Origin of the sequence: Marinobacter sp. LV10R510-11A (assembly GCF_900215155.1) — a bacterium.
Lineage (GTDB): Bacteria > Pseudomonadota > Gammaproteobacteria > Pseudomonadales > Oleiphilaceae > Marinobacter.
On sequence record NZ_LT907980.1, the window covers coordinates 2,903,852 to 2,926,218 of the forward strand.

The 22,367-nt window shown below is 54.0% G+C and carries 22 protein-coding genes and 1 pseudogene; 16 read left to right on the forward strand and 7 right to left on the reverse strand.

What is annotated here, in order from left to right; all coding sequences use genetic code 11:
• Window positions 1–58 precede the first annotated feature (58 nt).
• A complete protein-coding gene (locus CPH80_RS13905) occupies window positions 59–811 on the forward strand; it encodes a HipA family kinase (protein WP_096278692.1) in 753 nt (250 codons plus the stop codon).
• A complete protein-coding gene (locus CPH80_RS13910) occupies window positions 808–1,656 on the forward strand; it encodes a DUF3037 domain-containing protein (protein ID WP_227520164.1) in 849 nt (282 codons plus the stop codon). Before CPH80_RS13905 ends, CPH80_RS13910 begins: the two co-directional genes overlap by 4 nt.
• Before the next feature lie 149 nt (window positions 1,657–1,805).
• Here CPH80_RS13910 and CPH80_RS13915 read toward each other — a convergent pair whose 3' ends face one another.
• From CPH80_RS13915 to CPH80_RS13925, 3 genes and pseudogenes are all read right to left on the reverse strand, one after another.
• Window positions 1,806–5,045: a type I restriction endonuclease subunit R gene (locus CPH80_RS13915; RefSeq protein WP_096278694.1), complete on the reverse strand. Its 3,240-nt coding sequence runs from the start codon at window positions 5,043–5,045 to the stop codon at window positions 1,806–1,808.
• A 9-nt stretch (window positions 5,046–5,054) separates the two neighbouring features.
• Window positions 5,055–5,435: a helix-turn-helix domain-containing protein gene (locus CPH80_RS13920; RefSeq protein ID WP_096278696.1), complete on the reverse strand. Its 381-nt coding sequence runs from the start codon at window positions 5,433–5,435 to the stop codon at window positions 5,055–5,057.
• An 8-nt stretch (window positions 5,436–5,443) separates the two neighbouring features.
• A pseudogene (locus tag CPH80_RS13925) lies at window positions 5,444–5,548 on the reverse strand (type II toxin-antitoxin system HigB family toxin); the annotation flags it as partial.
• A gap of 29 nt (window positions 5,549–5,577) precedes the next feature.
• Here CPH80_RS13925 and CPH80_RS13930 point away from each other — a divergent pair.
• Together CPH80_RS13930 and CPH80_RS13935 are read left to right on the forward strand one after the other, a co-directional pair.
• Window positions 5,578–5,778, forward strand: coding sequence for a stability determinant (locus CPH80_RS13930; RefSeq protein WP_096278698.1), 201 nt, complete (start codon window positions 5,578–5,580; stop codon window positions 5,776–5,778).
• On the forward strand, window positions 5,756–6,031 hold the full coding sequence (locus CPH80_RS13935) for a type II toxin-antitoxin system RelE/ParE family toxin (protein ID WP_096278700.1): 276 nt from the start codon (window positions 5,756–5,758) through the stop codon (window positions 6,029–6,031). The genes CPH80_RS13930 and CPH80_RS13935 overlap by 23 nt, the downstream gene beginning before the upstream one ends.
• A gap of 85 nt (window positions 6,032–6,116) precedes the next feature.
• Here the strand turns inward: CPH80_RS13935 and CPH80_RS13940 are convergent, their stop codons facing one another.
• The 3 genes from CPH80_RS13940 to CPH80_RS13950 all read right to left on the reverse strand — a co-directional run bounded on the left by CPH80_RS13940 (window position 6,117) and on the right by CPH80_RS13950 (window position 9,772).
• Window positions 6,117–7,436 carry a restriction endonuclease subunit S gene (locus tag CPH80_RS13940; RefSeq protein ID WP_096278701.1) on the reverse strand — a complete coding sequence of 440 codons (1,320 nt, stop codon included), beginning with the start codon at window positions 7,434–7,436 and terminating at the stop codon, window positions 6,117–6,119.
• Entirely contained in the window at window positions 7,426–9,027 is a 1,602-nt protein-coding gene (locus CPH80_RS13945) for a type I restriction-modification system subunit M (protein ID WP_096281631.1), read from the reverse strand. The genes CPH80_RS13940 and CPH80_RS13945 overlap by 11 nt, the downstream gene beginning before the upstream one ends.
• 76 nt (window positions 9,028–9,103) lie before the next feature.
• Complete coding sequence (locus CPH80_RS13950; protein WP_096278703.1) at window positions 9,104–9,772, reverse strand: DNA-3-methyladenine glycosylase I; 669 nt, start codon at window positions 9,770–9,772, stop codon at window positions 9,104–9,106.
• Window positions 9,773–10,000: 228 nt separating this feature from the next.
• Between CPH80_RS13950 and CPH80_RS13955 the strand changes: the two genes are divergently transcribed.
• The 12 genes from CPH80_RS13955 (at window position 10,001) to CPH80_RS14015 (ending at window position 21,388) form a co-directional block, all read left to right on the forward strand.
• Window positions 10,001–11,509, forward strand: a complete 1,509-nt coding sequence (locus CPH80_RS13955) for a YfcC family protein (RefSeq protein ID WP_096278705.1) — start codon at window positions 10,001–10,003, stop codon at window positions 11,507–11,509.
• Window positions 11,510–11,523: 14 nt separating this feature from the next.
• Complete coding sequence (locus tag CPH80_RS13960) at window positions 11,524–12,753, forward strand: arginine deiminase (protein WP_096278707.1); 1,230 nt, start codon at window positions 11,524–11,526, stop codon at window positions 12,751–12,753.
• An 18-nt stretch (window positions 12,754–12,771) separates the two neighbouring features.
• Window positions 12,772–13,773, forward strand: coding sequence for an ornithine carbamoyltransferase (locus CPH80_RS13965; RefSeq protein WP_096278709.1), 1,002 nt, complete (start codon window positions 12,772–12,774; stop codon window positions 13,771–13,773).
• A gap of 34 nt (window positions 13,774–13,807) precedes the next feature.
• Complete coding sequence (arcC, locus tag CPH80_RS13970) at window positions 13,808–14,731, forward strand: carbamate kinase (protein ID WP_096278711.1); 924 nt, start codon at window positions 13,808–13,810, stop codon at window positions 14,729–14,731.
• Window positions 14,732–14,779: 48 nt separating this feature from the next.
• Complete coding sequence (gene atpD / locus CPH80_RS13975) at window positions 14,780–16,162, forward strand: F0F1 ATP synthase subunit beta (RefSeq protein ID WP_413772271.1); 1,383 nt, start codon at window positions 14,780–14,782, stop codon at window positions 16,160–16,162.
• Window positions 16,159–16,569, forward strand: a complete 411-nt coding sequence (locus CPH80_RS13980; protein WP_096278712.1) for an ATPase — start codon at window positions 16,159–16,161, stop codon at window positions 16,567–16,569. The genes atpD and CPH80_RS13980 overlap by 4 nt, the downstream gene beginning before the upstream one ends.
• Window positions 16,566–16,868, forward strand: a complete 303-nt coding sequence (locus CPH80_RS13985; protein ID WP_096278714.1) for an AtpZ/AtpI family protein — start codon at window positions 16,566–16,568, stop codon at window positions 16,866–16,868. The genes CPH80_RS13980 and CPH80_RS13985 overlap by 4 nt, the downstream gene beginning before the upstream one ends.
• Complete coding sequence (locus CPH80_RS13990; RefSeq protein WP_227520166.1) at window positions 16,865–17,179, forward strand: ATP synthase subunit I; 315 nt, start codon at window positions 16,865–16,867, stop codon at window positions 17,177–17,179. Before CPH80_RS13985 ends, CPH80_RS13990 begins: the two co-directional genes overlap by 4 nt.
• Window positions 17,179–17,877, forward strand: a complete 699-nt coding sequence (locus CPH80_RS13995; RefSeq protein ID WP_096278716.1) for a F0F1 ATP synthase subunit A — start codon at window positions 17,179–17,181, stop codon at window positions 17,875–17,877. Before CPH80_RS13990 ends, CPH80_RS13995 begins: the two co-directional genes overlap by 1 nt.
• Window positions 17,878–17,998: 121 nt before the next feature.
• Window positions 17,999–18,769 carry a F0F1 ATP synthase subunit B gene (locus tag CPH80_RS14005; protein ID WP_096278718.1) on the forward strand — a complete coding sequence of 257 codons (771 nt, stop codon included), beginning with the start codon at window positions 17,999–18,001 and terminating at the stop codon, window positions 18,767–18,769.
• Between the two features lie 35 nt (window positions 18,770–18,804).
• Window positions 18,805–20,424, forward strand: coding sequence for a F0F1 ATP synthase subunit alpha (locus CPH80_RS14010; protein WP_096278720.1), 1,620 nt, complete (start codon window positions 18,805–18,807; stop codon window positions 20,422–20,424).
• Window positions 20,408–21,388: a F0F1 ATP synthase subunit gamma gene (locus CPH80_RS14015; RefSeq protein WP_096278722.1), complete on the forward strand. Its 981-nt coding sequence runs from the start codon at window positions 20,408–20,410 to the stop codon at window positions 21,386–21,388. Before CPH80_RS14010 ends, CPH80_RS14015 begins: the two co-directional genes overlap by 17 nt.
• Here the strand turns inward: CPH80_RS14015 and CPH80_RS14020 are convergent.
• Window positions 21,348–22,364 carry a hypothetical protein gene (locus CPH80_RS14020; protein ID WP_134031561.1) on the reverse strand — a complete coding sequence of 339 codons (1,017 nt, stop codon included), beginning with the start codon at window positions 22,362–22,364 and terminating at the stop codon, window positions 21,348–21,350. The genes CPH80_RS14015 and CPH80_RS14020 overlap by 41 nt on opposite strands.
• Window positions 22,365–22,367 lie beyond the last annotated feature (3 nt).

Below are 22,367 nucleotides of genomic sequence, written 5' to 3' on the forward strand. Positions count from 1 at the left end.
TGCCCTTATAGTGGTGTGACTTCTTTATCAGGCATAAGAGAAAGGAATCAACTAACCTGTGTCGCCTCCAGAACAATCCGTCGTCGAGATAGTCGAGGTTATCCGTCGCTCAGAGCAAGGTATAACTCGTCCATTTATTTGTCGTGGTGACGACGATAATACGTATTTCGTGAAAGGGTTTGGTGCCGGCAGAGATAGTCAGATCAAGGAATGGATCGCGGGCAATCTTGCTCAAAACTTTGGCATACCTGTAGCGCCATTTAGCATCGTTTACGTACCTGAAGAGTTAATCGAATTACTTTCAGTCGAACAAGCTAGTGATCTTGGTACTGGGCCAGCTTTCGGCTCCGTTGAGCAAATGGTGACGGAGCTATCGTACTCTCAAGTTAACAACGTCGGTCCCGAGCTTCGGCGCGCCGTCCTGTTTTTTGACTGGTGGATTTCCAATGCAGATCGCATGCTGACAGAGAGCGGAGGAAATCCGAACCTATTTTGGGAGCCCAATACCCAGCGCTTAGTCGTAATTGATCATAACCAAGCTTTTGACTCAGAGTTCTCTAACGAGGAGTTCTTTAAATTTCATATATTTAAAGATTTCGCACCTGGTATCTCCGATGACTTATTGGAACGAGAGCACTATACTTCGAGAGCAGAGCAGGCTCTTCACAACTGGCGATCCATTATGGATAGTATTCCAGAGGAATGGCTTTATAGCGATCAGGAAATGACGATGAAAATCAACCTGAATCTGGATTCACTGCTTGAGAATCTTCAACGCTTTAACAACGGTGATTTCTGGAGTCGGAAATGACTAGGTTCGCGTGTCAATACGCCATAGTGCGATTTATGCCTTACATTGAAACCGGCGAGTTTGCCAATGTCGGTATATTATTGTGGGTGCCAAAAACACGCCACTTAAGCTTCAAGTTATTGCGTCGAAAATACGCCCGGATCACCCAGTTTTTTGAAGAGTTGGACAAGGCTGTTTACCTGAAAACCATGGCTAACATAGAAGCAGAACTGTTTAGGGTTCAAAGTATGATGCTTCATAACAAGACCACCGAGTTTAGTGGTAACGTCATGGAATACGGCTTCCATAATGGCATATTCGACGAGCTGATTCGTCCCAGAGAAACCATCGCGCGATTCAGCGAGCGGCGCAGCATCCTTTCTGAAGATCCACAGAAAACCCTGCAAGAGTTATTCGACTATTACGTTGGCCGGAACTTCGTAACCAGGGAATACCAGGAAACTATTCTGGAAAAAGGTATCAAAAAACTACTTGAACAACGCAACTTGGCTCGCCACTTCTCAAAACGCAAAGTTGAAGATCATCTTTATAGCGTCACATTCCCATTTGTCGAACAAGACGACGATAAAGCTATAAAAGTTATAAAACCCCTATTTCTTGGACAAGCTGACTCTACAGCGATTATCGAGCACGGCGGTCACTGGAAACTCAAGGTGAACCAGCTGAGGAAGCGTAACTTGCTTCATGGCCCAGTTCTATTTCCAGTTAAAGGGCCCGAAGACGTTCCCCCTTCAGACATCAGATTTCAGGCCTTCGAAGAAGCGCGGGATTCTCTGGCGGACGATGCTATTGAGGTGGTGCTATACACTGAAAAAGACAGCATCCTAGAGTTCGCCGCTCATTAGCAGTTAAGAACCACGCCACTTACTCAGCGATGTGCCGCAGCGGCAACCGGCAGCGCGATCAGTTATGGCCATGTAACCAAAGGAAGTGGCTCAGTTATTATTGGGTAAGCTCAGAAGCCAACAAAAGGCAGCTCCAGAGTTTACTCGCTTCAAGATCCGTCGCTGACTTGGTGCTGCTTGAAATTCTCCGCCTGCTCAAAAATTTCCTTGTACACCTCATCACGGTCTACCGGCGGGTAGCCGTGTTTTGCCAGCAGAAGAATCAGACCAACTTTCAATTCGGCCTTAATGTCCTCGCGCTGGTTCCAATCGGTGTATTTTACTTTTTCCTGTACCACTACTTTGACGGCTTTCGCCAACGGTAACAGCTTGTCTTCCGGGTAACTGAAATCGTACTTAATGGCTAGGTCTTTCAGAATGTCGTAAAAGGCTTTCTCTTCAAGATCAATGCCCAGCTCTTCAAACGATCCGAGCTCCTGCTTCAGCGACTGAATCAGATCCATATAACGGTCGATGATGGTATCGGTGAAATCTTCCAGCACATTGCCGACTAAAACATCATCTTCCTTGCGTTCGTTATAGTGCTCCACCAACGCCTTGAGCTTCTTGGAGAAATCCACACCCTTAGCTTTGTTTACTTTTTTGAAGTCATCAATGGCCTTCGCCAGCAATTGTTGCAGCAGCTTGATTTTGGTATTTGGCAGTTTGATCTTGTCGATCTTGGCCAGGTAATCGGCGTCAAAAATGTCAGTTTCGCCTTGGCTCTCACTGCCCATCTTGAAAATCTCTTCCACACCGTCACTTTTCAGCGCTTCTGCGACCATCTGGCGCACTTTGGCATTCATCTGAGCGCTGTCCGGCGCATTGCCACGGGTCAGTTTGAAAACAATGGAGCGCACCGCCAGGTAAAAATGAATCTGGTCACGCTCACCCTGGCTGACACCCTCCGAGCCGCTGCAAATGTCATAGGCCACTTTCAGGCGTTTAACCAGATGCATAAAGCGCTTCTCAAACTTGTAAGTGGTCTGGGCAAACTCCGCCGCCTTGGTCAGGCAATGCAGCTGCTCTAAAGGGCTGCCGTGATAATAGAGCTGGCTGTCGAACGGGTGAAATAGTTTGTTGAGTAGATCGAGGTGGTCTTTCACCACCACAATGGACTGGTTGATCTCTTCGATATTCTGCTGATCCGCTTTGTTGTAGTGCGCCAGTGCCAGATTCATCTGTTTTTTGATGCCGATGTAATCCACCACCAGGCCCTTATCCTTGCCCTCAAACTTACGATTTACCCGGGAGATGGTCTGGATCAGGTTGTGGCGCTGAATGGGCTTATCAATGTACAAGGTATCCAGAAATGGCACATCGAACCCGGTCAGCCACATATCCACCACAATAGCGATTTTGAAGTTGGATTTGGGGTCTTTGAACTGCGTGGCCAGATCCTTGCGGTAGTCTTTGGTGCCCAGCAAGTCGTAAAGCTCTTTGTCGTCATCCTGACCGCGAGTCATGATCATTTTGATCCGCTCCAGAGGTTTAAGCGCCTTTCGTTCCTGTTCGCTCAACTCGGCTCCGGCTTCACACTCCAGCACTTCGTTCCATTGTGGTCGTAGGGCAATCACTTCCTGAAACAACGCCCAGGCAATATCTCGTTTGCTGCACACAAACATCGCCTTGCCTTTGACCGATGAACCCTCTTCAACCCGACGTTCGTAATGGTGCACAAAATCCAGCGCCAACGCCCGCAACCTGTCCGGGTCCCCCAGAATGGCGTTCATCTGCGCGCTGGCCTTCTTGCTTTCCTCGATCTGATAATCGCTGGCGCCGTCATCCGCACAACGGGCGTAATAAGCCTCAACTTCCTCCAGCTTGCCGTTATCCAGGATCACCTTGGCCGCACGGCCTTCGTACACAATGCGCACGGTAATCTCATCATGCACCGACTCAGTCATGGTGTAGCTGTCCACCACCGGGCCGAACACATCCAGCGTCGCGTCAATGGGGGTGCCGGTGAAGCCTACGTAGGTAGCGTTGGGCAAAGAGTCGTGCAGGTATTTGGCGAAGCCGTAGGTGCGCTGAACGCCTTTCTCGGTCACACGCACTTTCTGATCCAGGTTGACTTGGCTGCGGTGCGCCTCATCAGAAATGACAATAACGTTGGTACGATCGGTGAGTAGCTGGGCGTCTTCGGTAAACTTGTGAATGGTGGTCAGAAATACCCCACCACTGTTACGGCCCTTGAGCAGCTCACGCAGATGGGCGCGGCTTTCCACACTCACAACAGCTTGATCGCCAATGTAGTTTTTTGCATTGGTAAACTCGCGGGACAGTTGATCATCCAAATCGGTACGGTCGGTGATCAGCACAAGCGTGGGGCTTTCAAAAGCCAGGCTTTTCATCAGCAACCGCGCCAAAAACAGCATGGTAAAGCTCTTGCCGCAGCCGGTCGCACCAAAGTAGGTACCGCCCTTGCCGTCGCCTTCCGGCTTACGGTGTTGCAGGATATTGGCATACAGCTTGTTGGCAGCGTAAAACTGCGGGTAACGGCACACCACTTTTACTTCCTGATTGGACACATCCGGAAAGTAGATAAAGTGACGAATCACCTGGCGCAGCCGATCCTGGTTGAACAAGCCCTCAATCATGGTGTGCAGGCTATTAATGCCATCTTGCCCAATAATTTCGTTGCCGCTCACTTTGCGCCAAGTATAGAAAAACTCATAGGGCGCAAACAACGAGCCCATTTTGCTATTAACGCCGTCGCTGATTACACACAACGCGTTGTACTTCATCAACTGGGGAATATCCCGGGCATAGCGGGTGGTCAGTTGCATGTAGGCGTCATGAATGGTGGCTTCTTCGCGCACTGCACTTTTGAACTCAAACACCACCAGCGGCAGGCCGTTGATGTAAAGCACGGCATCGGGAATGCGCTTCTCGCTGCCGGTGATTTCCATCTGGCTCACCAGCTTGTAAATGTTGCGGGGGCCACCGTAGCTTTCCGGCACTTCCGCCGCCAGCGTGAATACCTCCCCTTCACGGGGCAGGCGCATTTCCGCCAGGCCTTGGTAATCAATCAGCTGGATATAGAGGTCTTTGCGGCTGCGGTCTTCCCTTTTTAACAAGAAACCGTCGGCGACCATTTTGTGAATCGCTTTGTTGGATTCGTACAAGTCGAGCGGGGAGAGGCTTTCCAGCCGGCGAATGATGGATTCGACTTCAGCCGCGGTAATGTGATCGCCTTCGTAACGCTTGGTTAGAAACGCCGTTAAATCGGCTTTAATCAGCACATCGGTGGGTTCGCGCACCAGGGAAGAACCGGGGCAATAGGGGTAACCCTGAGCCTGCAGCAGTTCGATGATGGCCTGTTCCAGCCGTGCTTCATTAAAGCCCATTGTTTGCCCCTAAGCTGTTTGGCCGTTTCGATGAGTCGAGTGTTTTATCAGGCTTTCGGCTGGAATTGAAAAAGAGCTATGTAAACCCTCAATCATCCGAAGCGTCAGTGGGCGCTTACGAGCCAAAATTTCATAGACGCGATTCTTGCGCCCAATCACCGGAACAAGATCTTCTACCGTAAGCCCTTGCTGCTCCATACGGAATTTGATGGCTTCAATAGGATCGGGGAAGTCGATTGGATAATGCTTTCGCTCATACGCTTCAACAAGGGTCACTAAAACGTCTAGACGATCACCTTCCGGCGAGTTTGCCTCCGCCATCATCAGAGACTCAATTTCTTTAAGCGTCTCACTATAGTCTGTGTCCGATTTAATGGGACGAATGTCCATAATTCACCTTAGATTGTCTGTACATCGATTTCGTCGTACTGCCGATGGGTACCGACAAAACGGATGTAAACCACTCGATATGGATAGTTAATCCAAACCATCAACCGATACTGTATACTGCTTTGAGAAGAGGAGACAAAACATGAGCGCTCAATTATCACCGATCGTGTCCGAATTTGAGACCGAGGAACAAGCGGTCAGCTATGATCACTGGTTCCGCGCCAAGGTGCAGGAAGCGATGAACAGCACAAAGCCAAAACTGGCACATGACGAAGCCATGTCGAAGGTGCGGGCTGAACTTGAAGAACGCAGGAAAGCCCGTGCTAACCGTCCGCTGGTCTGAGGAAGCCACCAGCGACCTTATTGAAATCATCGATTACATCGACCAGCGTAACCCCATAGCGGCGCTATCTCTACACTCTGAAATATTGCGCACCGTAGAAAGCCTTCCAGCAGCACCTCTGATCTTCAAAGGCGGGCGAGTAACCGGCACTCGCGAGGCGGTTGTCCACCCGAATTATCTTGTGGTCTATCAGGCGGGCGTCGAGTTCGTCGATATCCTGCGAATTCTGCACTCACGACAGGAATACCCTTAGGGTTTCCCCGCCCTATAGGCGCTCGCAAGCCACCCCCTTTGGCTCATCCATGAACCTAGCCATGAAATCAGAGCACCTCGGCGATTTACTGCTCGCCCTCGGGGATGCGGAGTTCGCCGGAGAGGAGTTTGGGAAGGAGGGTATCTCTCAGAGTTATAAGAGCTTCATTTGCAGTATCTAGAGCTTTTTTTCGACTCGTCATTGCTGAGACCTGTTTGCTGTACTCTTCGAGCGCTTGGAGCTTAGGAAACACCATTTTCTTTGAGTAAATTACGTTTCGATTGACCCCGGGAACTGCTGAGTCCTCGCCCATAGACCTAATATCGAACAGCTGAAGAGCTTGATAAATCCAGTACAGTGGAAGTCCAGAATTATTCACAACGTAGAAAACCGTGTCGATCGGGAAAAAATCTTTCTCTACCCAGTATAGCGAACCAACGGTGCCCTTCCTTCCAACGATGATTCCCGGCCCCTTTACAAGCGCCGCGTTATGGAACCCTGTAGCGCCCCCTGAACCATAAACCGGGATCAATCCGGGAACCCGGACAGAAACGGCCAGTGACTTACCGTATGCAAGCTCAATTTTGGACCCAAAAGATGCAACCTCCCACCCCTCCGGCACCCATCCCATTTCCTCGGTTAACACAAACCGATCCGGGAACTGATGCTGAATGGCGACAGGCAGGGGTTTGCGCTGGTCACCCAGCGTTTTGCGGGCTTCGGCGCGGGCGCGGAAAGGTTCGGGAATGGGATTGCCGGCAGCCATGGCGTTGTCAATCACCGGGTCGAAATCGACGAACCAGCTTTTGAACAGGGCTTGGGCCATGGCTTCTAGGGTGGTGTTCATTTGGCGGTTGAGGTCGATTTTTTCGTCGAGGGTACCGAGAATACATGCTATTGCTTTTTGCTCTGTCAAAGTTGGCAATAGAATCGAAAAACTCTTGAGATAGTTTAGATTTGTTTTCGGAACGCCCGTTGACTCTGAGTCGCGTATGATTCTCTCGACACTACTCGCAGACGACACATAATAGTACACAAAGAGTGGGTCAGCTTTACGCCGATCAACAGAAAGCTTCATTTGGTTTGAGGAAATTAAATACTTAGAAAACGGTGTATCAGGCACAAATCCTGTTTGACCCAATGTGCCTTTTTTCGTAAAAACTATATCGCTGGGAATACAAATGCTTCTCGAAAGCCTCTCAGCAGTTTCCTCAGACACATACACAAATTCAGCAGCACGGAAACGACCTAGCCCCAACGTCAAATTACTCCCTCTTATAACTGGCACTCCTGATTCCGTATAAGATGAAGCTGGTAAATTTGACCCAAAGGGTCCATCAACTAGGCCATGGTTTCCGGCGCGAGCGATTTCACCAAGAGTTGATAAGTTCCACTCACTCCCCATAACCCAACCCCTCCAAATTCTCCCGAATCACCACATCCAGCCGTTCCGCTTCCGCCATCTGTTGATAAAGAGTCTTACTCAATTCGGTCATTTTCACTTCAAAGGGAATGCCGTCATCTTCAATCGCAGCTGCGCCCACGTAACGGCCAGGGGTGAGCACATAATCGTTAGCTTTGATGTCAGCCAGAGTGGTGGCTTTGCAGAAACCGGGTAGGTCTTCATAACCGCCGTCTTTGGCTTCGCCGCGCCAGGCGTGGTAGGTGCGGGTGATTTCGGCGATGTCGTCGGTGGTGAGCTCTTTGTGGGTGCGGCTGATCATGGAGCCCATGTTACGGGCGTCGATGAATAGCGTTTCGCCTTCGCGGCTACGGTGGTTGCTGTCGCTGTGGCCGGTAATGGTCTGTGCCTTTTTGTTCTTGGTAACGAACCACAGGCACACCGGAATCTGGGTGGTGTAAAACAACTGACCGGGCAGGGAGATCATGCAGTCCACCAGGTCGTTTTCGATCAGCTTCTGGCGAATGGCGCCTTCACCGCTGGTGTTGGTCGACATGGATCCGTTGGCCATAACGAAGCCGGCGGTGCCCTGTGCTGACAACTTGGACACCATGTGCAGAATCCACGCGTAGTTGGCGTTGCCGGTGGGCGGCGCATCGTAACCCGCCCAGCGCGGGTCGGTGCTGAGCTCGTCCGCGCCGCGCCAGGCTTTCATGTTGAACGGCGGGTTCGCCATGATGAAGTCGGCTTTCAAATCCGGGTGCTGGTCTTTGAAGAAGGTATCCGCCGGTACGTCGCCAAGGTTGCTGGCGATGCCGCGAATGGCCAGGTTCATTTTCGCCAGCTTGTAGGTGGTGGCGGTGTATTCCTGGCCGTATATGGAGATGTCTTTCTGGTTGCCCTCGTGGTTGCGCAGAAACTTCACCGACTGCACAAACATGCCACCGGAGCCGCAACAGGGGTCGTAAATTTTGCCCTGATAAGGCTCGATCATTTCCGCCAGCAAATTAACGATGCACTTGGGGGTATAGAATTCGCCACCGCCCTTGCCTTCGGTGGCAGCGAATTTGCCGAGGAAGTATTCGTACACCCGGCCCACCAGGTCTTCTTCATTGCCTCCGGGTTTGGTACTGCTTTGGTCACTCACGGTGGCAATGTTGTTGATGGAATCAATCAACGCAGCCAGCTTGCTGGCCTCCAACCCCATGCGAGAGAAGTAGTTATCCGGCAATGCGCCCCTTAATGACGGGTTCAGCTTTTCAATGGAATACAGAGCCGTGTCGATTTTTACGGCAATGTCGTCCTGCTTGGCCTGTTTTTGCAGGGTATTCCAGCGGGCGTGCTCCGGCAGATAGAACACGTTTTTCATGGTGTAAAACTCCACCATGTCTACGTAGGCTTCTTGTCCCTCGTTAATCAGCGCCTGCTTGCGGGCTTCAAATTTGTCACTGACGAATTTCAGGAAAATCAGGCTCAGCACCACGTGCTTGTATTCCGACGATTCCACCGTGCCGCGCAGCTTGTCGGCGGTATCCCAGAGGGTTTGTTCGAAGGTGCGGGTGTTCTTTTTTACGAAGGAAGACTGCTTGCTCATGAACTGCCTTTTTACGGACTCGGTGGTAACAGATCCAATAATGGCAGGCATGATAGCGCTTACGAAGAGTAGGCGTCTAACCCTCCACGGAATACGACAAAATGCGCGATAACTGGCTGTATGGCAGGCCTGTTTCCTGGTGCCAGTCGGTAAAAGCCGTCTGCGCTTGCTGCAGCCCTTTTATACTCGTTGGCGAGGCATCCAGAAGATCGGCGTGGCGAAGACCCGTAATCACATCGTGAGACAGAATGAAGCCATCCCAGCCGACACGGCGCAGAAAATACTGAGCGCTGTTACCACCCAAGCGGGCACCGTTGCGTTTAAGCCAAAGCAACAAACCAAACTGATCTTCCGACGGCCACTGCTGCAAGAAAGCACCAAAACTGCCGTATTCCCGCGCGGCATCCACAATCATGCGGGCGTTCTCCGGCACCGTTCGAATCTTCTGCATGTTGCGCACAATGCGTTCATCACGGGCCAGCTCTTCCAGAACATCCGGCGGCACCTGCTGCCAATAGGCGGGTACAAAACCGTGGAAAGCCGCTTCGAAACCCGCCCACTTGTTATCAATAACACGCCAGACAAACCCCGCTTTAAACACACAACGGGTGATCTCTGAAAGGTAGCGATCATCCGTTCGCAGCTCCAGCTCCGTGGCAGGTAGCAATTTTGGCAGCAACGCGTTCAGCGCTTCAACGCCACCTTTTCGCGCAATTGCGCGCTCATGAATATTCGAAAAACGCATAATTTCTCGTCTTTTGGGTATTGATGGAACTCTTAGAATTTAATATCACATTCGTATTAATAGTGACCTAACTCAATTCCAATTTGTCACTTCTCAACTACCCTGTTGGCTAACGATCTGGAAATCGTAGTCCCGCTTGGCTGGATAAGAACAACAACATTCACAGCCTGGATCGGGAATTTCATTGGCTCTATACATAGCTGTCGGTGTGGATAAAGGAGAAGTGCTGTGAATGATAAGAACCGCCCCACGGAAAACCCTTCGGATAACCCTTTAGATAATTCTTTAAATAACTCGCCAGATGATCAGTCCAACGACCCAGAGCAGGATTTGGCAACGCGGTTTCCCACCGCCTATACCATTCTTTTTCTGCTGATCATTCTCGTTGCTGCCCTGACCTGGATCATACCTGCCGGCCAATACGACCGGGCGATGAACGAAGAAGTCGGGCGCGAGGTAGCCGTGCCTGGTACCTACCAGACCGTCGACCCCAACCCTCAAGGCTTTATGGACATTATGCTCGCGCCTACGGCCGGGTTCTATGATCCCGATAGCTATGTGGCCAACGCCATTGATGTTGCCCTATTCGTGCTCTTCCTTGGCGGTTTCCTTGGGGTGATGAACGCCACGGGGGCAATTGATACTGGTATACGCAGCGCCATGCGCCATCTCAAAGGCCATGAAATCTGGATGATACCAATCCTGATGACCCTGTTTGCCATCGGCGGAACAACCTATGGCATGGCCGAGGAGACCCTGGCTTTCTATGCCATTCTGATACCAGTAATGATGGCCGCGGGGTACGACGCCGTAACCGGGGTGGCTATTATTTTGATCGGAGCCGGTATCGGCGTACTGGGCTCCACCATCAACCCGTTTGCCACAGTCATCGCCGCTAACGCGGCCGACATACCGTTTACTGACGGCATTGTCGTGCGCTTTATTCTGCTGATTGGCGGCCTGCTGATCTGTGCGGCGTACGTTATGCGTTACGCACTGCGCGTAAAAGCAGATCCCTCCCGCTCTGTTGTCGCCAAACAGTGGGATGCTCACCGCCGGCTGTTCCTAGGCAAGCATGAGGATGAATTTCATGACTCCACACTCACCAGAACACAAATTATTGCCCTCCTGATCTTCGCCGCAACCTTCGTTGTCATGATCTGGGGCGTATCGTCACAGGGCTGGTGGATGGCCCGTATGGGCGCACTGTTTTTTGGCGCAGCCGTTGTGATCGGTATTGTTGCCCGTCTTGGCGAGAAAAAGCTCACCGGCAGCTTTGTTGATGGCGCACGTGATCTCTTGGGTGTTGCGCTTGTTGTAGGCCTTGCACGGGGCATTGTGGTGATCATGGATCAAGGGATGATTGCCGATACCATTTTGCACAGCGCTGAAGCGTCTCTGGGCGGCCTGCCTGAATTGGCGTTTATCAACCTGATGTTCTGGATAGAGGTGGGCATGAGCTTCTTCGTACCCTCTTCATCCGGTTTGGCGGTTCTCTCCATGCCGATTCTGGCACCGCTTGCGGACTTCGCTAACGTGGGGCGTGATCTTGTCGTAACCGCTTACCAGTCTGCCAACGGCCTGGTAAACCTGATCAACCCAACCTTTGCCGTAGTGGTTGGTGGGCTGGCGATTGGCCGTGTGTCCTACGATCGCTGGATCGCATTCATCTGGCCTTTGCTATTGATTCTTACCATTTTCATTTCGGTGGTTATCAGTGCAGCCGCACTGGTTTAACGGAGGATTGAACCATGTCTGAACACAAGCTTGGAGTACATTCCGAAACCGGAACCCTGCGGCAGGTCATTGTCTGCCGCCCGGGGCTGGCACACCGGCGCCTGACGCCGACCAACTGCGATTCTCTGCTGTTTGACGACGTGTTCTGGGTTAAACAGGCACAGAAAGATCACGATGTGTTTACCAGCGTGATGCGGGAGCGGGGGGTCGAAGTACTTGATGTTAACGAGTTGCTGGCCGAGACCTTGGACATTCCCGAAGCCCGCAAATGGATCCTGGATCACCGGATTACTTGGAACGATATTGGCGTAGGGATGATTTCGGACCTGCGCGCCTGGATGGACGAGCTTCCGGGCAGCAAGCTTTCAGAACACCTGATTGGCGGCCTTGAGATAGGGGATCTGCCGTTTGATCCAACCGGACTTTTTGGCAACCACCTGGGGCACTACGGATTTGTGCTGCCGCCGCTGCCCAACTATCTGTTTACACGGGACAACAGCGCCTGGATTTACAGTGGCGTGACGCTTAATCCCATGTACTGGGCCGCTCGCAAACCCGAAACACTGTTGATGGCAGGTGTGTACCGTTTCCATCCGAAATTTGCCGGAAAAGTAGACGTACTCTGGGGTGACCCGACAAAAGAACATGGCCTTGCCACGCTCGAAGGCGGCGATGTAATGCCCGTGGGCAACGGCACCGTGCTTGTGGGTATGGGAGAACGCTCATCTCCACAAGCCGTCGGGCAACTGGCCAACACCCTGTTTGAAAAAGGCACAGCGGAGCGGGTGATTGCCTGTCAGATTCCGAAATCTCGTACCGCTATGCACCTAGACACAATCTTCACCTTCTGTGGCGGCAACGTGGTCACCGCTTTCAAAGAAGTCGCAGATGAAGTGGTCTGCTACGACCTGCGCGCCGGTGAGGGCAAGAAACACCTGACTTTCCACCAGGATCCTCGGCCGATGTTTGACGTGGTTGCTGAAGTTCTCGGCTATAAATCTCTGGAGGTTGTTCCCACCGGTGGCGATAACCCGGCGGAGCGGGAGCGGGAGCAGTGGAACGATGGCAACAACGTGCTGGCGCTGAGCCCAGGCGTGGTCGTGGGTTATGACCGTAACGATGACACCAACGCGGCACTTAAAGCGGCGGGCATTGAAGTACTGGCCATTCCCGGTGCTGAACTTGGCCGTGGCCGAGGCGGCGGGCGCTGCATGAGCTGCCCTACGATTCGTGACCCCATCTGACCGGAAAGGATAACGACCATGGCTTTTAATCTGAAGAATCGTCACTTCCTGACCTTGCGGGATTTCTCCCCGCAGGAGATCAGTTTTCTGCTGAAATTGTCCAAAGATCTGAAGGCGGCCAAATACGCTGGCACCGAGGTCCCGCAGCTAACCGGCAAGGAAATCGCTTTGATCTTCGAAAAGAACTCCACCCGGACACGGGTGGGGTTCGAGGTAGCGGCTTATGACCAAGGCGCCCGAGTCACCTATCTCGGGCCTTCGGGCACCCATATCGGCCACAAGGAGTCGGTAAAGGATACCGCCCGGGTGTTGGGCCGGGTTTACGATGCCATCGAGTATCGTGGTTTCGGTCAGAAAATTGTCGAGGAGTTGGCAGAGTATGCCGGCGTGCCGGTTTACAACGGCCTGACCGATGAGTTCCACCCCACGCAGATTCTCGCTGACTTTCTCACCATGCAGGAGCACGTGGAGAAGCCATTGCATCAGGTGGCCTATGCTTTCCTCGGCGATGCCGCCAACAACATGGGCGACAGCTTGCTGATCGGCGGTGCCAAAATGGGCATGGATGTGCGCCTGTGCGCACCCAAAGTCTGCTGGCCACACCAGTCGATACAAGATGAAGCCCAGGCGATTGCCCGGGAAACCGGTGCCCGTATAACCATTACCGAAGACTTGGATGCCGCTGTCGCCGGGGTAGATTTTATCTACACCGATGTTTGGGTATCCATGGGTGAGCCGAAAGAAAAGTGGGGTGACCGAATCAAGCTGTTAATGCCCTATCAGGTGAACGCGGCCGTGATGGAAAAAACCGGCAACCCCCGCGCCCGATTCATGCACTGCCTGCCGGCGTTCCACAATACCGACACCATCGTTGGCAAAGAAATTCAGGCAGAGTTCGGGATCAGTGCCATGGAGGTGACCGACGAGGTTTTCGAGAGCCCCGCGTCGATTGTTTTCGACCAGGCGGAAAACCGCATGCACACCATCAAAGCGGTATTGGTAGCCACCCTTGGGGCCTGATCCCGGCGCGAAATGCTGATAAAGGATGCACAGTATGCTGATTGTTGCAGCTCTGGGCGGCAACGCCCTGTTGAAACGCGGCGAGCCACTGACGGCTGAGGCCCAGCGCACCAACGTTCAAACCGCAGCAAAATCATTGGCTGAACTGGTGCGTGCTGGGCATCAGCTGGTGATTACCCACGGCAACGGCCCTCAGGTAGGTCTGCTGGCACTACAGGGTGCCGCCTACAAACCTGAAGAGGCCTATCCGCTGGATGTGTTGGGCGCCGAAACTGGCGGCATGATTGGTTATATGATCGAGCAGGAAATGGAGAATGCTCTGGGCCATGATCGCCCGGTGGCAACTCTGCTCACACAGGTGGTTGTCGATCGAGACGACCCAGCTTTCGCCAACCCGACCAAATTTATCGGCCCGGTTTACGATAAAGAAGAAGCAGAATCCCGGGCAGCGGCGGCCGGCTGGCATATCGCAGCCGATGGCGACAAGTGGCGCAGAGTAGTGCCCTCGCCCGCTCCCAAAGAAATCCCTGATATGCGCGTGCTGAAATTGCTACTGGCTCAGGGTGTGGTTGTTATCTGCACCGGTGGTGGTGGTATTCCGGTACTGCGCCGTAACGACGGCAGCATGACTGGCGTTGAGGCCGTCATCGACAAGGATGCCGCCAGCGCTTTGCTGGCACGGGAGTTGGGCGCGGATGCCCTCCTACTGCTGACCGACGTGGATGCGGTGTATCGCGACTTTGGCAAACCAGCGGCAGCCCCGGTTCGCACAGCCACCCCGGAACAGGCAAGGACACTGGATGTGCCAGCCGGTTCCATGGGGCCGAAGGTGAAAGCAGCCTGCGATTTCGCGGAGGCTGGCGGCATCAGCGGCATTGGCCGGCTGGAGGATGCTCTCGCTATTCTGGATGGCCATGCGGGGACGCTTATTACCAGAACAGCTGCTGAAAACTCATGACTATTCAGGCACGTTATTATGTCTAGTCTGGTCGTTAACGATGCGAATCTGATGCCGGATGCTGGCAATGACGATGCCGGACAGATCGTGGGAATTCGCGGCGGTGTGGTTGATGTAAAGTTCCCGGGAACCTCTCCGCGCATCCACGACTTGATCTATGCCGGTAAGCTGGCGCTGGAAGTGACCTCCTTGCTGGAAAGCGGTGCCGTGCGCTGCATGGCCTTGGCACCTGTGCGCGGGCTCGGCCTAGGCATGTCGGTGCGGGCCACCGGAGCACCGATCCAAGTACCGGTGGGCGACGCGGTACTGGGGCGCATGCTCAACGTGTTTGGCGAACCCATTGACGGCAAACCAGCGCCCGCCACAACGATCCGACGCTCCATTCATCAGCCTCCTCCGGCCTTGGAAGATCGCGTTATACACAGCGACATCCTCGAAACCGGCATCAAGGCGATCGATTTACTATCACCCATAGAGCGCGGTGGTAAAACCGGGCTGTTCGGCGGCGCTGGGGTCGGCAAAACCGTACTGATCACCGAATTGATCAACAACACGGTTCAGCATTATCAGGGGGTCAGCCTGTTCTGCGGCATTGGCGAACGCTCGCGGGAAGCAGAAGAGCTATATCGCGAAATGGGCGACGCCGGCGTGCGGGACAAAACCGTCATGTTGTTCGGCCAGATGAACGAAGCCCCGGGCGTGCGTTTTCTAGTGGGCAAAACCGCGCTCACCATGGCTGAGTACTTCCGCGATGATCAAAAGCAGGATGTGCTGCTGCTCATCGATAATATTTTCCGCTTCGTGCAGGCGGGCTCGGAGATCTCGGGGCTCATGGGCCGGATGCCCTCGCGGGTTGGTTATCAACCCACGCTGGCCACCGAATTGGCCACACTGCAGGAGCGTATTACCTCCACACGCAACGGCGCGATCACCTCTATTCAGGCGGTGTACGTGCCTGCGGATGACTTCACCGATCCGGCAGCAGCGCATATTTTCTCGCATCTTTCCGCCTCTGTGGTGCTTTCGCGCAAGCGCGCCAGTGAGGGCTTGTATCCCGCGGTCGATCCGCTTGGCTCCGCCTCCGTTATGCTTACATCCGCCATGGTCGGCCAACGCCATTATGACATTGCCCGCGCGGTAAGGCGCACCCTGGCCGAGTACGAAGACCTACGCGATATTATTGCGATGCTGGGCATGGAAGAGCTCTCTGCCGCCGACCGCTCCACCGTGGCCCGGGCGCGACGACTTGAGCGCTTTCTCACGCAACCGTTTTTCACCGTCGGCGCGTTAACCGGTGATAGCGGCAGGCGCGTATCCATCAAGGACACTCTAGACGGCTGCGAAACCATCCTGAACCAGACGGAATTCCACGATAACGAAACCGACTACTACATGATTGGCTCGCTGAAGGATCTGGAGAAAAAATCATGAGCCTTGCGAACACCATGCAGGTAACGCTGCGGCTGCCAACCCGCACGCTGTTCGAAGGCAGCGCACAACGGCTGTTTGCAACAGCTCAAAACGGTGCGTTTGGCATGCTACCGAACCATACGGACTTCGTTACGGCACTGGTGCCCTCAGTGCTGATTCTCACCTCAGCAGACGGCACAGAACTATTTTTTGGCGTTGATGAAGGCGTGCTGATGAAAACAGGCCACCAGGTAGACATCGCCATACGTCGCGGTGTTCAGGGCAAGGATCTCGACTCTCTGCACGAGACCATCCAAACCGCCTTTATCGAAGTAGACGAAGAAGAACGGGTTGCCCGCTCGGCGCTGTCACGGCTTGAAGCAGGCATAGTCCGGCGCTTTGGCGACTTGCGGAAACCCACGGTATGAGTACGAAAAACGACCGTTCTGCAGAAGACATCCGCCGCAGTGCTGAACGCATGAAGCGCGCGCGCACTGAGCCCGGGTTCAGCCCTCTGCGGGGGCTGGGCGCCTTCGGGATCATCGGCTGGTCCATCGCGGTGCCCACAGTGGGTGGCGCATTTCTGGGATTATGGCTGAACAAGGTGGTGCCACAGACCTTTTCCTGGCCCATTGCATTAATTCTGGGTGGCGTAGTCGTCGGGGGCATTATTGCTTGGAGCTGGATCGATAAAGAAGGCCCGAATCAGAAGGGAGACAAACGGTGATAACAGTAGACTGGCAAGCGGTACTGCTGGGAGTTTCAGTGGGTTTGCCCTTCAGCGCCCTGTTCTTTGCGGGCCTGGCTTGGGGTATGCGACGCGCCCTGGGTTCTGACCGACCCGGGCTCTGGCTGATGGCCAGTTCTTTCTGCCGCATTGCGGTACTGCTGGCCGTTGGTTTTTGGGTAACCGCAAGCGCCGGGAGCAACTGGGCAGTGGCCGGCTACGGGCTGGCGTTTTTCCTAGCCCGGCTGATTGCCGTGCTCTGGGCCAGGGTGAGCAAAACACCCGCCACCGCCAAACAAGAGGGCGCATAATGCAACTTACCCCTGATGACATTATTGTTTTCACGCTTGCCGGCTGGGAGGTCAACGCCACCCTCGTCAACACCTGGATCGTGATGGCACTGCTGGTGGGTATTTCCATGATGATTACCCGCAATCTACGGGCCGATGTGCCGCCCAATCGCTGGCGCACCGCTCTGGAAGTCATCGTAAAGCTGATTCAGGGCCAAATCGAAGAAGTTACCCGTAACTCCGCGCGCCACGTGATGTACTTTGCTGGTACCTTGTTTCTGTTCATTGCCTTATCAAACTTGATGCTGGTGATACCTGGGTTTTCGCCACCCACCTCTTCGTTATCCACCACGGTAGCCCTGGCCTTGTCTGTGTTGGTGGCTGTACCTGTATTCGGAATTGCCAGCGGCGGTGTAGGCCGGTATCTCAAAACGTTTATTGAGCCTTCAGTTATTATGCTGCCGTTCAACATCATCGGTGAATTCTCACGGGGCATATCTCTGGCCATTCGGCTTTACGGCAACGTGATGAGTGGCGCCGTTATCGCAGCCATTTTGCTTACCGTCGCGCCGTTTTTCTTCCCGGTGATAATGGACATGCTCGGATTACTAACCGGCATGATCCAAGCCTACATTTTCGCCATTCTCGCCACCGTTTACATCTCATCTGCTACAGCAGAGCCAGACCCTTCATCACCACAGCACGAGGATAAGTCATGACCGATCTTGCCATCATTGCGGCCATTTCGATTTTTACCGCCGGCTTTACCATCGCCATAGGTGCCATTGGCCCCGCTCTGGGCGAAGGACGGGCAGCCGCCGCAGGAGGCTAGAGCCAATCATGTCCATTGACTGGATTACCGTTATCGCGCAGATCGCCAACTTCCTGGTGCTGGTTTGGCTGCTGAAACGCTTTCTCTACCGCCCAATCCTTGACGGTATTGATGCCCGCGAGGCTGAGATAACCCGCCGCATGGCCGAAGCCGGAGAGGCGGAAAAAAAGGCGCAGACGGCAGAAACGGAATTTCGCCAACAGCAAAAACAGCTGCTGTCAGATCAAGATTCGGCAATCGAACAGGCCCTGCAAGAATCAGAAAACCAGCGTGACTCTCTGCTGGCCGAAGCACGCACCAAGCTTGAGCAAGAGCAGAAAGACTGGCACAAACACCTTGAACGAGAGCGCCAGAAATTCACGGCTCAGCTGCAGCGAGCCGGAGAAGAAACCCTGCTGGAACTCACTCGCAAAGCCCTGCGCGATCTCGCGGATGAATCGCTGGAAGAAGCTATTGTTCGCCACGTCAGCGCAAGACTGCGCCCGATTGCGAGCGAGCTTTCCGAAGCCGCAGGCGACAGCAAGGAGGCGGTAGCCACCACCCGCGATCCCTTACCGGATGCGGCGCAGGCGCTGATGCAGGCAGATCTCAAAAGCCTGTTGCCAAGCATGACTCTGCACTTTGAAACCGACCCGCAGCAAGCGCCGGGGCTGGTTCTGCGTATTGGCGGCGCGCAAGTTGCCTGGACGGTCGACAGCTACACCGAAGAGTTTGATGCGCTGTTAAGCGAACGCATGGGTGCCGGTGCTTCCGGGCGAGTTCAGCCCGGTGATGCTTAAACCCCGTTGTGCACAAAAAGGATAGATAAAACGCTATGACCGACACCGATCACAGCGCTTCGGAAAAGCACTCTCAATCCCACTCTCAACCGCGCCCTCAATCCCACTCTGAGCTGCATTCTCCCGAGCAGTTTGATAGCTGGCGGGAAGCGCTGCTAGCGACGCCTACGCCCGCCCCGGTGCTGACCGAAGTTGGCAGGGTAACGGAAGTGGGCGACGGTGTTGCTGTTGTTACCGGCCTCGCCCGCGCATTGGCGGATGAGTTACTGATATTTGAATGCGGCGTGCGCGGCATAGTGCTAGATCTGGAGCCCGGCCGGCTTGGTGTCATCCTGCTTGGCCCCTCTGAACTCATAACCATGGGCGAGGATGTGCGGCGCACACGTAAGGTGGTGAGTGTGCCCGTTGGCCCCGCACTGCTCGGGCGCGTGGTTGATGCCATGGGCCGCCCAAGAGACGGTCTAGGGCCTATCGTAGCAGTGGCCGAAACACCGATTGAAGCGGAAGCGCCGGGCGTTTTAAGCCGTTCGGCTATCTTTCGGCCACTGGCAACCGGTATCAAAGCCATCGATGCCGCTGTCCCCGTTGGCCTGGGCCAACGCGAGCTGATCATCGGCGATCGCCAGACAGGTAAAACCTCCATTGCTGTGGACACCATCCTCAATCAGTCGCGATCACAGGTTATCTGTATCTATTGCGCCATCGGACAGCGTGGTGATGCGGTCTCCCGGGTGATCGCTGCCGTGAAAAAAGGCAACATGCTGGCACGCAGCGTAATCATGTCTGTTGGTGATGAAGAAACACCGGGGCTAGCCTACATCGCACCCTATGCCGCTATGGCCATGGCCGAGTACTTTTCAGATCAGGGCCGGGATGTGCTGATCATTTTTGACGACCTGACCCACCACGCTCGCTCCTACCGGGAACTGTCGCTGCTCTTACGCCGGCCCCCGGGACGTGAAGCCTTCCCCGGCGATATTTTCTACGTCCACGCCCGCTTGCTGGAGCGGGCCGGCCAGTTTACCCAGGAAGTCGGCGGTGGCTCGATTACCGCATTGCCGGTGGTAGAAACCCAGGCGGAGAACCTGTCGGCCTATATTCCCACCAACCTGATTTCCATTACCGATGGCCAGATTTACCTCTCGCCAAGGCTGGTACGCAAAAACCAGTTTCCTGCGGTTGATCTGGGGCTGTCGGTCTCTCGGGTAGGTGGCAAGGCCCAGAGCCGCGCCCTACGCGAAGTGGCTGGTAACTTGCGGGTTACCTTGTCGCAGTTTGAAGAGCTGGAGGACTTCGCGCGCTTTGGTACGCGGCTGGACGACACAACCCGCGCACGGCTAACCCGGGGCGCAGCCGTTCGCACAGCGTTGCGCCAAGCCGAACGTGACCCCATGCCGGCCGCTGAGCAACTGGCGGTTTTGATTGCCGCAATGGAAGGACTTTTCGATACCTTGTCTGAGCAGCAACTGACCGATGCCATGGCACGTATCCGTGCCGCTGCCAGCAAACAATTGCAGTTCATTGACGAGCGCATCAGTGAAAACAAAGGGCTAAGCAAAGAAGACCGAGAACGGATTATCACGACCGCTCGCAACGCGCTGCCTGCGAGCCGTTCACCCAGCGCAAACGAGGTCAGTAATGGCCCAGACGCTTGAGACCCTAACTCGCCACAGCGAAACGCTGACCAGCATTCGTGGCATTGTCCACACCATGAAAACCCTGTCGGCGATTAACGCGTCACCTTATGAACACGCTGCCCGATCAATCGAAGCCTATCACCAGACCATACTTCAGGGTTTCGCCGCCTTCGCTTACCGAACCGGCGGGATCGCCCTGCGCCAGGAGGACGCGCTGGAGCATCTGGTGATCGTGTTCGGCTCCGACCACGGTCTTTGTGGCAACTACAACGAGGTTCTCGCGGAGATCGTTAAGCAGCACGACCAAGCACCAACAAACGGCAAAAAACGCATGCTCTGCATTGGCGCGCAGATGAACGATGCCCTGGATGATCAGGGCCTGACGCCCGATGCTGTTCTGCTACCACCGGCGTCTGCCGAAGGCATCGGCCGCATTGCCGGCGACATAGTTACCCGCATAGACAAATTCAGCCGGGGACAACCACTGTACCGCCTGGCCGTCACTCTGGCGTTCACCCAGCGTGGCGAACAGGGCCTGCGGGAACCGGTGACACAAAGGCTTCTGCCACTGGAGCCTGCGTTGCTACAACGCTCAAAACACTGGAATTCCCGCTCGCTTCCGGATTACACCATGGAGGCGGAAGCCCTGCTGTCATCGCTGATTCGCAGCCATATCTTTGCCAGTGTTTTCCGCGCCTCCGCAGAAGCCATGGTCACTGAAAACTCGGCGCGTTTGGCCCTTATGCAGCAGGCGGAGCAGTCCGTGGATGAGCGCATAGAAGATGTAAAAGGTGAGTTGAGATCGGTACGGCAAGACGAAATAACCAATGAACTGATGGATGTGATTATTGGTTTTGAGGCGTTGAAGAAGCCCAAAAAAAACCGCAGCCTTAAGACTGCGGTTCGGATGCGATTTCTATTCAACAATTACAATAGAAACTTCAGTTCATCCCAAGAGTTGAATCCATATTGCAACCCATGAATGAGCAGCTGTGATCGACACGCACTTCATCACCGACGCGTACTTTTGAAATCACTTCATCGTCTACAACCACAAAAGCCCCGCTGCGAACAACGGGATCGCCGATTCTACCTTCACCAACCGGATAGCGATCGCCATCGGCCGTTACGTTAATCAGGCGAACATTCCCACCAGCCTTTGCACCCAGATCTGACGTCAAAGATGTCTTCAGTACAAATTTGCCTTCGGAGGTTTTATAACCTTCAAGAACGTAGCCGGTAGGGGAGAAGAAAGCCTTCAACTCTTCCTGAACTTCATAAACGGAATCTTTGGCTGCCGCACGAACCAAGTTACCGCCGTTAGCCGGGCAATTGGAGTTGCGCGTTTCCTCAGAGCTGCTCTCACTGCCCTGGCCACGAAATGATTTAACGCGCGTCAATTCTGGAACCGTGTAGACGTTTACGCTAATACTCACTTTGCCAGAATAGCTGCACTTGGGCGGGGTTGTGCGGCGTTTACCGTCATCGTCAGTCCAGCTACTGGCTTCAGTGAAGCTTGTACCGAAACTTGCCTGTGTCACCGTTGTTTTAATAGCATAGTCTGCAACTGGTGCACCTTTATAAGCTCCTGCTCCGCCCATTTCTGCCCTGAGCACTTCATCTTTTAGCTCTGCGGCCAGAGTGCGATCAACCAGTTCTGCACCCGCGTCGTTAAGATAACCGTCAATAGCAAAACGAATTGGCTCGCCTGCTTGGGCCTTGTCCGCTGTTCCCGAATTCGAAGTGTCGACATCGAAAATCACGACCTTACTGACATCTGCGCCACGCGGCGATGGGTTCGACGCGGAAACCGGCAAATCCATTATATCCGTCAGATGCTCTTGCTTAACAATTGGTGTTGAAGAGCAGCCTGCAGCCAACACACCAGCAATAACCACACTCAGCGTTAAAGTACTTCTCATCATGAAACTAACTCCTTTTTTTAAAAACTTGAACACGGG

Excerpts from the sequence above, each read along its gene's own strand:
- CPH80_RS13965 (WP_096278709.1), top strand. The coding sequence starts at position 12,772 with ATGGCTTTTAATCTGAAGAATCGTCACTTCCTGACCTTGCGGGATTTC.
- CPH80_RS13960 (WP_096278707.1), top strand. The coding sequence starts at position 11,524 with ATGTCTGAACACAAGCTTGGAGTACATTCCGAAACCGGAACCCTGCGG.
- CPH80_RS14015 (WP_096278722.1), top strand. The coding sequence starts at position 20,408 with ATGGCCCAGACGCTTGAGACCCTAACTCGCCACAGCGAAACGCTGACC.
- CPH80_RS13915 (WP_096278694.1), bottom strand. The coding sequence starts at position 5,045 with ATGGGCTTTAATGAAGCACGGCTGGAACAGGCCATCATCGAACTGCTG.
- CPH80_RS13945 (WP_096281631.1), bottom strand. The coding sequence starts at position 9,027 with ATGAGCAAGCAGTCTTCCTTCGTAAAAAAGAACACCCGCACCTTCGAA.
- CPH80_RS13910 (WP_227520164.1), top strand. The coding sequence starts at position 808 with ATGACTAGGTTCGCGTGTCAATACGCCATAGTGCGATTTATGCCTTAC.
- CPH80_RS13920 (WP_096278696.1), bottom strand. The coding sequence starts at position 5,435 with ATGGACATTCGTCCCATTAAATCGGACACAGACTATAGTGAGACGCTT.
- CPH80_RS13950 (WP_096278703.1), bottom strand. The coding sequence starts at position 9,772 with ATGCGTTTTTCGAATATTCATGAGCGCGCAATTGCGCGAAAAGGTGGC.
- arcC (WP_096278711.1), top strand. The coding sequence starts at position 13,808 with ATGCTGATTGTTGCAGCTCTGGGCGGCAACGCCCTGTTGAAACGCGGC.
- CPH80_RS14005 (WP_096278718.1), top strand. The coding sequence starts at position 17,999 with ATGTCCATTGACTGGATTACCGTTATCGCGCAGATCGCCAACTTCCTG.
- CPH80_RS14010 (WP_096278720.1), top strand. The coding sequence starts at position 18,805 with ATGACCGACACCGATCACAGCGCTTCGGAAAAGCACTCTCAATCCCAC.
- CPH80_RS13995 (WP_096278716.1), top strand. The coding sequence starts at position 17,179 with ATGCAACTTACCCCTGATGACATTATTGTTTTCACGCTTGCCGGCTGG.
- CPH80_RS13930 (WP_096278698.1), top strand. The coding sequence starts at position 5,578 with ATGAGCGCTCAATTATCACCGATCGTGTCCGAATTTGAGACCGAGGAA.
- CPH80_RS13940 (WP_096278701.1), bottom strand. The coding sequence starts at position 7,436 with ATGGGGAGTGAGTGGAACTTATCAACTCTTGGTGAAATCGCTCGCGCC.
- CPH80_RS13980 (WP_096278712.1), top strand. The coding sequence starts at position 16,159 with ATGAGCCTTGCGAACACCATGCAGGTAACGCTGCGGCTGCCAACCCGC.
- CPH80_RS13985 (WP_096278714.1), top strand. The coding sequence starts at position 16,566 with ATGAGTACGAAAAACGACCGTTCTGCAGAAGACATCCGCCGCAGTGCT.